This window comes from Sphingobacterium sp. xlx-96 (assembly GCF_011007365.1).
Taxonomy (GTDB): domain Bacteria; phylum Bacteroidota; class Bacteroidia; order Sphingobacteriales; family Sphingobacteriaceae; genus Sphingobacterium; species Sphingobacterium luzhongxinii.
This window is the reverse complement of the sequence record NZ_WFKM01000007.1, coordinates 53,883-69,479: the sequence shown is the minus strand read 5'-3', so window position 1 is coordinate 69,479 and position 15,597 is coordinate 53,883. Positions and strand designations below refer to the sequence as shown.

8 protein-coding genes are annotated in these 15,597 nt (G+C 41.5%); all 8 read right to left on the bottom strand.

Annotation, left to right across the window (positions count from 1 at the left end; all coding sequences use genetic code 11):
- Nucleotides 1–31: 31 nt before the first annotated feature.
- Entirely contained in the window at nucleotides 32–1,834 is a 1,803-nt protein-coding gene (locus G7B20_RS10540; protein ID WP_240466002.1) for a glycoside hydrolase family 9 protein, read from the bottom strand.
- Nucleotides 1,835–1,865: 31 nt separating this feature from the next.
- Nucleotides 1,866–3,701, bottom strand: coding sequence for a PQQ-binding-like beta-propeller repeat protein (locus G7B20_RS10535; protein WP_164111019.1), 1,836 nt, complete (start codon nucleotides 3,699–3,701; stop codon nucleotides 1,866–1,868).
- A 150-nt stretch (nucleotides 3,702–3,851) separates the two neighbouring features.
- A complete protein-coding gene (locus G7B20_RS10530) occupies nucleotides 3,852–5,300 on the bottom strand; it encodes a glycoside hydrolase family 10 protein (protein ID WP_164111016.1) in 1,449 nt (482 codons plus the stop codon).
- An 85-nt stretch (nucleotides 5,301–5,385) separates the two neighbouring features.
- On the bottom strand, nucleotides 5,386–6,810 hold the full coding sequence (locus tag G7B20_RS10525; protein WP_164111014.1) for a DUF4623 domain-containing protein: 1,425 nt from the start codon (nucleotides 6,808–6,810) through the stop codon (nucleotides 5,386–5,388).
- Between the two features lie 22 nt (nucleotides 6,811–6,832).
- A complete protein-coding gene (locus G7B20_RS10520) occupies nucleotides 6,833–8,641 on the bottom strand; it encodes a RagB/SusD family nutrient uptake outer membrane protein (RefSeq protein WP_164111011.1) in 1,809 nt (602 codons plus the stop codon).
- A 17-nt stretch (nucleotides 8,642–8,658) separates the two neighbouring features.
- Nucleotides 8,659–12,123, bottom strand: coding sequence for a SusC/RagA family TonB-linked outer membrane protein (locus G7B20_RS10515; protein ID WP_164111009.1), 3,465 nt, complete (start codon nucleotides 12,121–12,123; stop codon nucleotides 8,659–8,661).
- A gap of 84 nt (nucleotides 12,124–12,207) precedes the next feature.
- A complete protein-coding gene (locus tag G7B20_RS10510; RefSeq protein WP_205600211.1) occupies nucleotides 12,208–13,458 on the bottom strand; it encodes an exo-beta-N-acetylmuramidase NamZ domain-containing protein in 1,251 nt (416 codons plus the stop codon).
- 362 nt (nucleotides 13,459–13,820) lie between these two features.
- Nucleotides 13,821–15,590 carry a SusD/RagB family nutrient-binding outer membrane lipoprotein gene (locus tag G7B20_RS10505; RefSeq protein ID WP_164111007.1) on the bottom strand — a complete coding sequence of 590 codons (1,770 nt, stop codon included), beginning with the start codon at nucleotides 15,588–15,590 and terminating at the stop codon, nucleotides 13,821–13,823.
- Between the last annotated feature and the right edge of the window lie 7 nt (nucleotides 15,591–15,597).

The window sequence follows — 15,597 nt, the reverse complement described above, 5'->3', positions numbered from 1 at the left end:
GCTCCGAATACATCAGTAGTTTTTACGTTTTCTATTTTCGACCCGATGGTCGTTTTTTTTTTGTTTCTGCTTCTTTTGCAGAAAGTAAATACACCAGAGATGCCGTGCCATCCATGGTCGGTTCATTGGTACTGTAATCTCCAAAATCATCGTGATAAACAGCCAGATCACTCTGAAAATCGGCATAATCATCCGGCTTAGTTAATTTTATACCAATCAGATTTTTATAGGTATTTGTATATACTGGACCATCTACCAGCCCCCCATCAATAGGATACTTATGTAAATACGTGAATGCAGAATGAGGATCTATTGGGGTATCACCATCTGCGGGCAAACCGTATACCATGCTGGTTCCCCAAGGATTCACACCAAATAACCAATCAAAATTAGCCTGTTCCAATTCTTCGTATTGGGTGTCGCCAGATAGCTCTTTATACCAAAGGCATTGAATAGTAAATGCCGTAGTCAGGTTATTACTACACCAGATAAAAGGTACACCTCTGTAAAACACATTCTCTTTTGCTCTATTCCACACCTCCTCAATCCCTTCTTTATAATAGCGCATTAGTTGTTTTTTCCCATTTTCACCAGCAGCCTTCGCCAACTCATAGTGCCCTAGATTTATAAATGGATAATACTGATAATGGTTTGCTGTATCTCTTTTCATCCATGGTGTCACATCCTCCTCTTTAGCGTACCCCAGTCCTAAATCAATATGCTTCTTGTCCGCACTCAATCGGTACATCCAAGCTTCCGCAAGCTCCATATCATCGACCCAATTATCCTCTGCATAGATGTAAGGCGACTTTACGGAAACAGTTTGAGTCACACCAGGTATAAGATGGGCGTATTCATAAGCTGTCTTAGCCTTCATCTTCAAGACAGCCGCATAATCACTTTCATCTTCCTTGAACAAGTCGTACCCCAGTCCAAACGCACTGACAAACTTCGCTGCAGTTGAACTTGTTCCAGTCGTATTATTGAAAAATTTGCCCCGCTGTTGAGGCTTCCCATCGATAAAATATACCGGCCGCTCATGTCCTCTACCATATAAGGAGTCCTGGCCTGGGAGCCTTAACGAAGTATGATCCCTATCATCCGCGATTTGATTAAACATGATATGCGGTTCCGGATGCATTTTAACTAACCAATCTAATCCCCATTTTGCTTCGTCCAATACATCAGCAATACCATTGCTACCATCCAATCCATTTGCCTGCTTCTCATCCGAAAAAGCTGCTGGGTAGTCGCGGTACGCAGCCAATAAGTGATAAGTGGCGTTCGCCGACGTAGTGGCATACTGTAAGTAATCGGATGCATCATGCCATCCCCCTCCCACATCGACACGTGTGCTATCAGGCATCCCTACCGAAGACGCATACATCGTAAATCCATCATGGGTGTGGCAACTGTCTTTTAAATATGGATTAAACAATGTACGTTGTTGTCGCATATAGCGTAGGGTAAAATCTGCGGTACCTTTATATACATCTGGGTCAATTTTGAAACGAGGAGACTCTGTCCCATCATCTGTACGGATATAATATTCGCCGTGACTTGTTAAACCGGAAAAATCTATCCGATGCCCTTTGGTAAAGGGACCATATGCACCGAAATTATCTTTAAGCTTCCCTTTGAGGGCTACTTTATTACTTTTAGCATTGACCACCTCAAACGAACGAATATCGCGGTCTCCCTTATTCACCCAAACAGCATTTTTCTTTCCATCAGGAAGATATCCCAATTGATTGATTCTTATCCAGCTCTGTCCTTGTCCTTTCGCAAGGATAGACAAGAGAATAAAATAAAAGGTTAAACAAAATAATCTCATTTGAATATCATTCACAATTAATAATCGACCATTAATACTTTAGCATCACGATCTTACCGTCCATGGTACTGGCTACAATTTTATCCTTGAGCAGCAGTGGTGGATTAATCATTCCATTTGAAATTTTATATTGCCACAATACTTGCCCCGAACTAGGTTCCACTGCCGATAGCAATCCCGAATGACTAGGGACAAATACTGCCTTTTTACTGCTATAAATCGCTGTTGGCGTTAGCTCGTAGGGCAAATCCAACTTCGATTTCCAATCTACACTCATATTATTTTTAAAGACCGAAACACCGATAAGTTCCCCGTCCATCGTTTTGGCATAAACGAACTTACCATCCGGCGATAATCCCATCGATTCCCGCACTTTGACGCCATCCTTCTTCTCTCGCCATACCTGCTGGCCCGTTTTCAAATCCAACGCAGTCATAAAGCGATCCGGTGCCACAATAAAAACCCTATTATTAGCCACGACAGGATAGCAAGCCGCTGCCGAAAACATCCGGTTCGTCGCGCCACTACTCCAATCCCATACCTTAGCTCCTGTTTTCAGATCCAGCGCATAGAAACCATTTTGCCAACTTCCGAAAATGACCTTACCATCAGCAATCGTTGGTTTAGTAGATACGTACCCTTTTACCTCATTAAACGTCCATAGGACTTTCCCATCGGATATACGAATGCAACGAAATTTCCCATCCGAGTCACCTAGGTAAGCATTTCCTTCCGCTATTGAGGCTGTTCCTAATACGGCCTTATTTGCTTGAACTGTCCATTTTTTTATTCCAGTTTTGGCATCTAATCCGTAGATATGGTGATCTGTAGACCCTACGACTACAATACCTTTATAGACTTCCGGTGTAGCATACACCTTCCCTCCCGTCTTAAATGACCATATCTTTTTACCGCTATTAAGATCCAACGCATACACCTCCCCAACCGTATTGGCCGTAAAAATACGCTGGCCTTCTGAACTAATACCTGCGCCAATATCACCGTGATCCTGATACTCCCAAACCAATTTAGCTTTTGTATTCGTATTCACAGCGTAAGATGGACGAGCGTATTGATTTTTAAAAACCACCTTTTGGAGCGGCAATTTCAACCAATAGTCCGCTGTACCAACATTCGGTTTGCGTACCTGAAAAAATACCGAGTCACCCGTAAGCGTAACAATATTATATCCGCCGACATCCTCTTTGGCCCGAAGATTGGAGCGAGCCATTACCCCCGGGATATCGTCCCAATTGTACAGTTTATTGGTATGCCCATGACCACACAAAGCCAATTGTACATTCCGTTGTTGTAAGCGGTCCGTAAGCTCAAACCAGTTATTCAACGAAGAGTCCAAAGGATAATGATTGATTGAAATTAAAGGTTTACTTGGGTCTACATTTGCTTTAAAAACCGAGTCAACCCACACCAAGTTTTCACGAGGTATCTGTCCGGGGCTCATCCGCATATTTGGTCCCGAGGTGGTACCCATAAATTGATAACCCTTATGTTCGAAAAAGAAAGTCTCTCCACCAAAAACTTTGCGAAAGGAATTTGCTCCACTTTCAGACCAGTTACTATCATGATTTCCTGGGATAATATATAACGGGAGCTGCAAACTATCTAATATTTGTTTAGCCAATGCCAGTTCCTCATCCGATCCAAACTCGGTAATATCTCCCGAGAGAATCACGAAATCTATACCCATTTGTTTATTAAGGTCGGCTACGGTACGCCGCAGGTCATCAGCGCCTGTATGCCCCCCAACATGGGTATCGGTCACTTGCGCAAATTTGAAAGGAGTCTGGGCATTTCCATCAAATAAGAAGGAAAATAGCAAAACTGCTAAAAAAGAAGTATATTTCATATGTGTATAATTTGACTTTTAATGGTCATATGGAATATCCAAACTATATTCATTTGTGTTTATGCAGTCTGCGCTACATAGATATTTCATAACAAATAACACTAAAAAAAGCCTGAGTCAGTCTACTGTATCAGGCTCTCTTAAAAAAAACTACTTCTTTTCTATTGTTGTAGTAGCCGTACTCTCCAGATTATCTACATTAATTGTAGTAACACAGTAAAATCCTTTCTCTGTCACATTCATTTTCGAGTTGCTAGTAACCCCGACAACCTTACCGGTTGCTTTAAGATCCGAGAAATGGTAAACTACGGTTTTCAGATTTGATCCTGTAACCGTCCAACTTAGCTCACTACCATTAAGCACCAAATTTGTTGGCACAGCCGGCTTAGGAGCCACCTCACGTCCTGCAAACGGTATTACTGCATCACTGTTGTACAACTCTTTCAGCTTATCTGCTACACCGATTTTATTGGCCATGACGTCACGTGCAGAATACATCCCAGAGCCTACCGTAAATTTATTCTTACGTACCAGGTCAATCTGCTTTACTAACTCGACTGTACTCTGAAAAGCGGCTGCCTGCTTGTTATCACCAAATTTATAAAGCCCATGCCCAATCACCAACTGTGCCTTACCTCTTACTGAGGCCCAATCAGAAAGGTTACCTTCAAAAGGGTTATACTGATTACCTATCTCTTGATACAGCTGCGGGATTAAAACATCGACCCAACCTGCCGCTGTCCATTTCGGGACGTCAGCAAACATGGTGTTAAAATTATAAGAACGGCTTGCCGCCGGAGATACAGAGAAAACAACCTGTGGCTTTGTTGCCAAAATAGTCTTATACACACCTTCAATAGCCTTATCTACGTTACCCCTTCTAAAGTCTTCTTTTCTTGGATAAGCCGCTCCATACTTAGCATAGTCTGCATCATCATTATATGAAAATCCAGATGGATAGAAATAATCATCAAAGTGTATACCGTCTACATCAAATTTCTGAATTAAATCTCTCACGATATTATTAAGCCGTTCTCTCACTTCGGGCATCGCAGGATTATAGATCCGAATTTTAGGAAGATCAATCACCCAAGAAGCAGGAATGGTATGAGGTAATGGAGCAAACGTATTCGTCTCCTCAGCCCGCGTAGCTATGCGATAGGGGTTCATCCAGGCATGAAACTCCATCCCTCGAGCATGCGTTTCATCGATTAAAAACTTCAATATGTCATAACCTGGGTCAACACCTCTTGTACCTGATATTGCTGCAGACCAAGGTTCGTAAGGCGAATTATAGAAGGCATCGGCCATTCCTTTTACCTGGAAAATAACCGTGTTAAACTTCAAAGTCTGCAAACTATCTAACATTCGGGTGTACTTCTGCTTCTGTGCTGCTTCACCCACCTCCTTTTGCGGCCAATCCAAAGACCATACTGATGCGAACCAAGCCGCACGCATTTCCTTTTTAGGGAACTTCAATCCTGTAGACACAGGAGGCTCTGGTTCAGGAGTAGGTGTACTCCCTGAATCTTTACCACAACTGTTTAAAAAGATAGCAAGGCCCAGAAACCAACAGCTATAAACTAATAATCTTCTCATAATTTCACTATATTAAACAACGAGAGGGCTCATAAATTTAACGTATATGAGCCCTCCAACATTATATCTAAACGTATTAAGTCAATTAATCCTCAACAACATTTACCGGAAACTCGATAATTGCAAATCCTGCATTCGCACTTGCTGCATAGATAACCAGCTTATTATCCTTACCTTCAGCATCCTTATGAACCTTATATCCAGATTGTGTACCTGGCGCTGCATTCGTACCATTAGCAATGACATACTCAAACAATACTTTCTTATCCCCTTGCTCAAATGCGGTCAAAGCATCTGCAAGATTAGCTCCCTTAGAAATGTCATAGATACGAATAGTAGAATTCACTCCATTCGGCGCTCCTCTAGGAACCGTTACAGTCATCAAATAACGCGTGCCGTTGAAATCGATAACACGGGCAACACCAGATCCCCCAGGCAAGGAAGTCTTATTTAACGTGTATGAAGCGGATGCTCCAGAATTCACCAACGACAAAGCCTGATCATGTCCTGATAACAAGTATTGATCATCCCCTACCTGGTTATAGGCAGCCCATTGTCCATACTTGTTTTTTGCTGTCAACACAGTAGTCTCCGTAACCTTAGAGTAGTTCTCGATCTTTAAACGCAATATCTGTACATCTGTAGTAGATAAAAATGCATATCCATTTCCCTGATTATCTAGATTAATAGAAAAGTTGTCACCATGCCGACTCCCGGCCCCTGGTACAGTTGAAACATCGATTGAAGCAATTTTTTCCGCAGCAGCTGTAGGGCTAGCCCAGTGATACAAGCTCACAGCTTGAGCCTGACTAGTTGACAGGTTAACTATATAAGAGTGTCCATTCACTTGTCCTCCAGCACTCACATCAAATGTTCCACCAGCGACTCCGGTCATATCTAAGAACATCTTTTTAATGACACCAGCTTTAAGATCAGACACCTTTAGAACATGAGGCGTACCTTTTGGAGAATCTCTCCGGACCACCAAAACGTACTCTCCATCAAAGCCAGAACCTCTAGTTAAAAGACCTGAGAAGGCTTCATAAACAGGATTACCCAATTCATTCTCGGAGTAATCGAATACCGTCGGAGTTGCAAAATTAGCTCCATATACAGGCACCTTAAAACGAATTGCCGCTCTGTATTCTTTAAATCTAGGATTATTGGTTACTTTCAGAATAACATCTGTCTCCGTATCACCACTCTCATAAGGTATAGTAAAAACACTTTTTTCCAAGGCTGCGCCTTCAGAAGTTACAGCTTCAAAACGAAGACTTGAAAAGTCCGAAAGTGTATCAACCCGAGGAAAACTGATCACCTTGGTATCTTCATTAATAACCCCCTCCAAAACCTCTGTACCGCTAGCACCTGCGTTCGTAATTTTAATAGATTTTAGATCTGTATACTTATCAGAGCTCACATTCTCAGGAAAATCATCCGAACAAGCGAACAAGGTTGTACCGACGAATGTCGCCAATACGGCCTTACCGATATATGATTTCAATTTCATTTTCATCTCTTTTTGGTTTATATTAATTTCCTCCCCAACCCTCGGTCTGCGACAGCACGTAACCTCGCGTTTTATACTCGTTGATCTGGTTTCTGCCGACAGGAGCCAAATATGGATTGACATTCGATTGATTCAAAAAAGGTTGTCTATCCGTATTCTCAACATAGCGATAAAAACCAATCATCTTATCTCCACTATTAGGGTCGGCGCTATTAAAGACCTCGATCTGGCCATTCAACTTCACTACCGACACCCCAGTCTTCAACTCGTTCGCAGGCATTTCCGTTTTAAAATTAACCCATCCGCCAGACAACAGGTCAGGGTTCTGCTTCGTGTCCATATAAGCCAACTTAGACCAACGTTTCAAATCTTCCAACCTAGAGTGCTCAAAAAGCATCTCCATACGGCGCTCTCTACGAATCTCCCATAATAATGGAGTTACTGTTACGTCACGCTGAGGATCTATTGGCAGAGTACCCAAAGTCAAATCCGCAGTTTTAGTCACCCCTTTAGCTACAGCTTCTGGTGCCAATGGACGGTCTCTTATCTTATTAATAGAATTATCCAAATCCGATTGAGACACTGCCGCCCCTCCCAATGTAGCAAGTTCAGCCTTTATTTCAATCCAGTTTAACAAAACCTCAGCATAGCGCAGTATTGGAGCATCCGTCGTATTATTAGTACCTGAATACTCAATACCAGGCGCGCCCCCAGCAGCTACACGTGCTTCGACTTCTCTAGGCAAGAACTTTGTAATATAAAGTAAGGATGCTTTATTACGAATTGTCGGCTTATCGTGAAATGAAGCCTCAAAACGGGAATCCCTCGTTTTGAAGAGGTTCGTTGTTGTAAAATCATCCGCATCAGCTACCGCAGAGTTCTGCCAAACTGTACCATCTGTACAAACATAAGACTTTACTAGATCTGTAGTCGGCCCATAATTCACACTCTCCGCGAGATTATGCAAAGAGATGATTGTATGACGGACATCCGCGACCTCGTCATATTGTCTATAAAGTAAAACATCCTTAACACCTCTTAGATCCTCAGAAGTAAACTGCGAGCGATAATCCATAGTAATATCATATCTACCGCTATTAATTACAAACTCTGCTGCTGTAAGTCCGAGTTCTAGAAACCTCTTCGCACGCTCATTATTGTTATAGTAATACTTTTGCCAAGTACCTTCCATTAATGCAATCCTACTAACAAAGCCTGCAACAATATATCTATTCACATTTTGTGCTCCATCATTCAGGCGTACATTGTCCATCGCATACTTCAGATCCTCATAAACACCATCCATTACTTCATTACGTGGCGTTCTGTCCTTATACAACTGATCGTAATCCTTATCACCAATTACCTGGTCATAATAAGGGATATCTCCAAACTTGAAAACAAGATCCGAATAACGCAACCCTCTAAAAAAACGACCTACACCAGTCCAGTGATTAAAAGATTCCTCGTTCAGCACATTTTTCATTTGTCCTTCAACACGGTTAATCATCACATTTAAGGACCTGATTGTACCATAATGCCAAATACTACTTACTGGTACAGCTCTTGTAAACTCTGTTTGTCGACCTAACTGAAGTACGTTGTCGTTAAAAATATTTCCCAACAACAACGTACTGTCATTATCAAAACCTTTTCCATACCCCTTAAACAACTGATCATAAAACTTTGTTGCATACAAGCGTACGTTCTCTTCGGTCGTCCAAGCCGTTTCATCATTAAGCTCCGTCAATTCAGGGCGATCCAAGAACTTTTGACAGCTCGTAAACATAAGTGCCCCTAAGGCGATATATAAACTATATAAGTATTTCATAATAATTGTATTTAAGATTATAAACCTATCTGAATACCCATTGATGCCGACTTGAAGGAAGGGTTACCTGTCCCTGTACGCCCCAAATTATACTCATTATTGCCTCTCAACATGCTATTCCCAGAAATTGTTTCAGGATCAATAGGTAATCCTCTAAGATTATCAAACGTAAAGAAGTTTTCCAAAGACACATAAATTCTAGCATTCTTCAGCTTTACATTCCGCAAAATATTTTCCGGCACCGCGTATCCAAATGTGATATTCTTAATTTTAAAATAGGACATATCAAGCAAATATCGAGTTTGAGGTCTCATCACATAGCCCTCGTCTGCTCCTCCCAAATGCCAAGCACGTGGATAAAAAGCATCTGTGCGATCTTCTTTCCAGAAATCTCCAGCTATGGCCTGAGGCATCGCGCCATCTTTCACATGGAATCCAGGTATTGCTAGCTGTCCAGAGCCCCATATTTGTCGCTGACCTACACCTTGTAAGAAAACTGAAAGATCAAACCCCTTATAGTCAGCACCTAACCGAAAACCATATTCGTAGCGCGGGGTTGAGTTACCGATTACAACCTTATCACCTGGATTTCCATTAGTCTTATCACCATCCGTGATATAACCATCTCCATTCACATCTACAAATTTCACATCCCCAGGACTCATAATCATAATACCGTTACCATCTTCAAAGAATGTCTGGTAAATCGGATTATCGCCAGCCATTAAATGCGTCTCTTTAGCTGTACCTTCATGGATTATGGTCGTTTTTATATGATTACCATCTGCATCATATACAAAATCCTCCTTTTGGTAGAGTCTGTCGGTCACATACCCATAAATATCTCCATAACGTCTACCTGTGGAGTATATCGTATTCAACAAACGCTCTTCCCAAGGCCGATTCCAATCTGTTCCCTTAGTAATGACGGTAACAGCATCGGCTAAGTTTGCATTCAAATTAATACCCAACCCATTTTCAAAGCGATGCTTATAATCAAAATTAAGCTCCCATCCACGCGTCCTAAGGTTACCATAGTTTCCTTTTGGAGCTACTGCACCAAAGGAATTAGGTAGAGACTCACCAGAGACAATCATATTCTTGGTTTTGCGTTCGAACCACTCAAAAACAACACCAAACTTATTAAACAAACGTAAATCCACACCTATATTTGAGTGTTCTATATCTTGCCAAGTCATACCTTGAGCCACAGCTCTAGGAGTACCTACTTGATAATAAGGCAAGCCTAATCCATCGAGCCAGTTACTCTTCACTACCTCGCCCAATGAAGGATTATAAAGTCCATTAGGGACTGACTGATCACCGATGTTACCCCATGAACCACGCAACTTAGCGAAAGTCAGCACATTCGAAACACCATCCATAAAGCTCTCATTAGACATCACCCAACCCGCAGATACGGAAGGGTACCAACGCCAACGCAAGTCCTTTGGAAAGATCGAAGTTCCATCATAGCGCAAGTTGGCTTCAAACAAATACCTATCTTTAAAAGAATAATTGGCCCGACCAAAAAAGCCCACCTGAGTGTTCCAGTCCGCTCCCCCTTTTATTTCCTGCTTACCATTTGCTAGGGTAAACTGAGGGTTATCGTCATTAATCAAATTGAACGCCTGAGCCGATTCAAATTTATTAGAATATGAAACCATATTGGTACCCAACATAAATTTCAAATCATGCCCACCATCCAAGGACTTGTTATATGTTGAAAAGGCATTAAAAGTATGTCTCTTCGAATTAAAAGATCTTCTGTAGATGTTACTCTTATCCTTACCTATGTAGGTTTCTACAGGAAATCTATAAGCCACATCTCCTGTACCATCCGTCGTAGGCACTCCGTTTTCATCCACTCGAACACGATTTCCTTCGGCATCATTCCACGCTACTGGTGCATACCAGTGCCATGCCCCTGTAAAGGTTGGCATAGAGGAAGAGTTTGTATTTGCTTCCGTACTATAAGCATAATCCATCTGCAGATCCCATCCCTCCATAACATCAACCGTAGTACCCAAGTTCAAATTAGTAAACCGGTTTATTTTATTTGCCGTATGTGCATTCTTGGTATCGAAGTACGGATCACGCACATCATTTCCATGCTCCTGTGCTCCAATCGGAAACAATCTAGACCAACGATATAGATACAACCATGGATCGGCACCAAAACCCGTTGCCGAATTTGCATAACGCTTGGTACCATCCGAATACATAGTTCCTCCCCTCAGGGTCAGGTAATCTGTAACTTTGGTGGACAAACTCAGTGTTGCATTATAACGGGTAAAGTCGTCATGATTAGCAGGCTTCATCATCCCCTGTTGTCCTAAAAATCCGACACCTAGGTTATAGTTTGTATTACCTGATTTACCATTTAACCCAAGATTGTGCAAGTGAGAAAAAGCATTATCCTTCACCATTACGCCAGCAGGATTATAAAGGCGCAAGCCATATTTTTCGCCTCCTTCATAATACCAGTCTCTACCGTAAACGATTGGGTCTTGATCACCGACAATTTCACCCCACTTTTGCTGCCACTCTTTGATTTTTTCAAAACTCTCTCTATTGAGACGCCAAAAACCGCCGGCAGGGCCCGAAGATTTCATATTCTCATGTGCCTCTAAAGTATATTCCAAACCATCTATCCCTGCGATATCGATATCTTTAAACGGGGATTGCAGAGACAAATTATTTGAATAAGTCACATTATGCGTATCTGTCTTCGATCCCTTTTTGGTCGTGATCAAGATGACACCAAAGGCAGCTTTTGCTCCATAAATAGAAGAAGAAGCCGCATCTTTCAGCACTGTTACACTTTCTATATCATTTGGATTTACCAAATTTATACTTGGTATCTCCACGTTATCCACCAAAATAAGCGGACTATTGCTACCTTCTATCGAAGCTACCTGTCCACGTATCTTCATAATAGGATCTGAACCAACTTCTCCAGAAGGCACTACCACAGACAATCCAGGAATAGTCCCCTGCATCCCTCGTCCCACATCCGACACCGGTCTACTTCCCATTACTTCTTCTACATTGATAGAAGATACAGCCCCTGTCAAATGCGCTTTCTTTTGCGTACCGTAACCGACAATAACAACTTCCTCCAGAGCATTATCCTCCTCTTTCAATTCTACGTTAAGGGTATTCCCTACAACCTTGATGTCCTGAGAAAGATATCCCACACTAGAAAACCGTAAAGTAGATCCTAATGCTGCACTAATCTTAAATTGACCATTAGCATCAGTTCGAGTCGATCCTGGTACTTCTACTACCGATACAGTTACTCCCGGCATCGGTCCATTTGCATCAGACACAGTACCCGTTACCGTATTTTGCACCAACCTATTGGACGAATAGGCTGTTGCTGCAGCAAGGTTGGATGGATTGGATACCTTCGAAGCTTTCGCTTCTACTGTCGTCACCGCCAGCCCTAATGCAAGAGAGAATAGTAAAGTATTTCTCATATTTAGCATATTAAAATAAACTTGTTTACGTAATTCATAATCTAGGAAGGCCTACTTTCTAAAAGCAGACCTAATCCTATAACCTTATTCAAAATCTTTGTATAGCAGATACTTCTTGCGCATCTCCTTATATTCGGTCAATTCCTGTTGCCAGGAAGCTTTTATTTCATCTTCTGTTTTGCCCGCTATAATCTGCTTCCGCAATTCATCCGTACCCGCAAGTTTATCAAAGAACTCTGCTCTTGTGAAGAACTTCGACTTATCGGACATCTTGTTATAAAAATCTAACACATACTTCAGGGTGAATGTTTGCTTGTCTGCATCCAATCCACGCAGATCAAGACCATACATAGTTTTACCTTTACCTTCTACGTGCTTTACCATACCTGCTTTTTCACCTGGTGTATATTTAAAATCGCCATACACAGGGTTATCATAACCTACCACCTGAAACGGCCACTCGGTACCACGACCTACCGATATTTCTGTCCCCTCGAACAAGCATAAAGAGGCGTATAATCGTACCGACAAGTGATTAGGCAAAGATGGCGAAGGAATAACAGGTAGATCATACATCTTGGAATGATCCCAGTTTTTCACAGGGATAACAGTCACCTTACATTGACGCCCCTGTTCGAGCCATTTCTCACCGTTGATCATATTAGCGAGTTCACCTACAGTAAGACCATGTACCATTGCTATCTTATGGTAGGATACATTAGACTTAAATTTATCATCCTTACGCACAGGCCCGTCCACCTGATCACCACAAGGATTGGGTCGATCCAATACAATGAGTTCCTTATTATGTTTAGCACACAATTCCATCACACGATGTAATGAAGTTATATACGTATAAAAGCGAGCTCCTACATCCTGCAAATCGAAAATCATGACATCTACAGACTCTACGATAGAATCCTGCTTTTCATTCCCTCCATATAGCGTATATAACGGAAGACCTGTCTTCGAGTCCTTATCATTACTTACTTTTTCACCACGTTCAATATCACCACGGAATCCATGCTCTGGAGCAAAGCCAAATTTGAGATCCACCTTCTCACGTAACAATACGTCTACGAGGTGTTCTTTTGCTGCTCCCACAATAGAAGTTTGATTGCCCATAAGGCCAACCTTTTTACCGTTCAACAAGGGTAAGTAAGCTGTCAGTTGATCTGCCGCAGGCAAAATGTTATTACTGGCACTGGAGTCTTCCACTGTTCTTGAATCACCCGACTTCTTGGTTTGATTCTGCGCATTACAAGAAAACAACACTGAACTAAGCAGCGTCAAGAATACCATAGGTAAAAACCTTATAACTAAAGATCTATTCATCTACAACTTGCGTTATTTATCAAAAATTCAGATTACTTCGCTAAAAATAAAACAAAAAACGCACAATACAGCATGCATTAAGCACAAACAAACAATTTACAGCGTTTTGAAAAACAAAAAACGCACAAAGCAGAAAAATAAGAAAGAGAGTGTGAAGCAACGAGAAAGCTATTATTTGTAGCGTTAAATAATGTTAAACCGATTTATCCGTTTTGCAAGCAAAGACACATAGTGTACGACATACACTTTTATGTAACAATAAGGATACAACAGGTAGCGCAATCGATTTCGTGTATCTTTTAAAAACAGAAAAGCCCTGCAGTAAAACTACAGGGCCGATCTTAAGAATCGAAGACTCTATTTTAATCTGTTGTATCCCACCAAACTGGATAAGACCAGATATCATCGCTTAACGCATTCGGGTGAGATGCCTTCAAACTTTCAGCATTATAGTTAATCTCATGTGAGACTTGCCTAACTCTTCTGAATTGCTTTCCTGCCGGTATCTTTGTTTGAGCAGCCGCCGTAACAGTATACTCATAGGGCACGGCCCATCCGAGATAAGAATTGATACTGTAATCATGTCTACGCATATCATTCCAATTCTGCTGAGAAAACGACATCGCAATAAACTTCTGTGTCATAATCTTCGCCATAGTAATATCATTAGCTGTCCCTATACCATTATTCAAAAAGTTGTCTATTTTCGATTGAGACATCGGAGACTTACTCGGATTAACGTTTCCATATGTGCTCAACTTTTGATTCATTAAATCGATATGAGCTTTAATCCCATCTTTATAAGCTGTAAATGCGCCTGATTTATCTCCTTTCCGCATCAAAACTTCCGCCTTTATAAAACACATCTCTGGATAAACGACCAAATAAGTAGGAGCATCTGGCCTGGTATAAAATGTACCTGTAGCCGCCACAACGCCATCCCCCCATTTATAGATATCAGAAACATCCTTATTATATCCAATAGAACTACTTTTTAAAGATACGTAAGCCGTATCAGCCCACCTCGCTTGATTAGCAGAATTGACGTACCATGAATGTGCAGATACAGACCTATTATTGCTTGTAATTACCGCATTAGTAGCATTATAGGAAGCCGTTATAGGCCCTGCATTCATACGAATAGTTGATTGCATATCAACGCCTTTAGAGCGTATAAATTTCTTTGGGGTCTCAAATTCCGCCCAAGGAATCAGCTTATCTGCACGAGGATCTTCAACTCCTAGATTATCGAAATTAGTAAGAATATCTGTATACCATTTTGTCACACGGAAATTCGTATTCATAGCTACATTATTAAATACTATTGATGTCTTTAAAGGATCACCAAACAATACGTCTCCGGTATTCTCAATGACGTCAGCATGAGTCACCACAGTACCATCGCCTATTGAAGTCGAGGCTTTCGATACCGCATCTAGAATCTGGTCTGGATTATATAAACTCGACTTCTTAGAGAGATTATTCAGCCATCTAGCTTTCAAGCCGTAACAAAGCTTCAACCATTTGCTTACATCTCCGTTATTCCAACTATCTCCCTCGCTTAGCGGAGTTGCTGTCGTCGGCTGCTGCTGTTGAAAATACCCTATTGCTAAATCTATATCGTTAAGACACCCTTCAAAAATGGTCTTCCCATCATCAAATTTTGGAGTGACGGCTGAACCCAACGCTTCTGTATATGGCATTTCCCCGTACCAGTCTGTCATCAACATGAATCCCATCGCTCGAATTACTTTAGCCGCCCCTAAGTAATGAAAAGCCTTTTCCGCCTCGGCTTTTTCTTCCAGGTCCTTAAGATTTGACGCAGAAGCAACGAAGAAAAACTGATAAGGAGTTGTAGACATCCCAGCTATTGGATTCCATCCAGCAGCCATACTTTGTTGAGCCGTGCTATTTACAAAAGTTAAATGTTGAGTTATGAGTGAAGCCCGAGCACCCGCGGTACCCTGCGCATACAAAAAGTGATGTTGGATCCATGGCAGCCTACTTTTCACCGAGGCCGTGGTATTGGACGGTGTATTCGGATTTTCATTAATATCCAACCAACTTTCCTTGCAGGAACCTAAAACCACGACCAATGTCAAAATCGCTATTATTTGTTTAAATCTGTTCATGACTCTC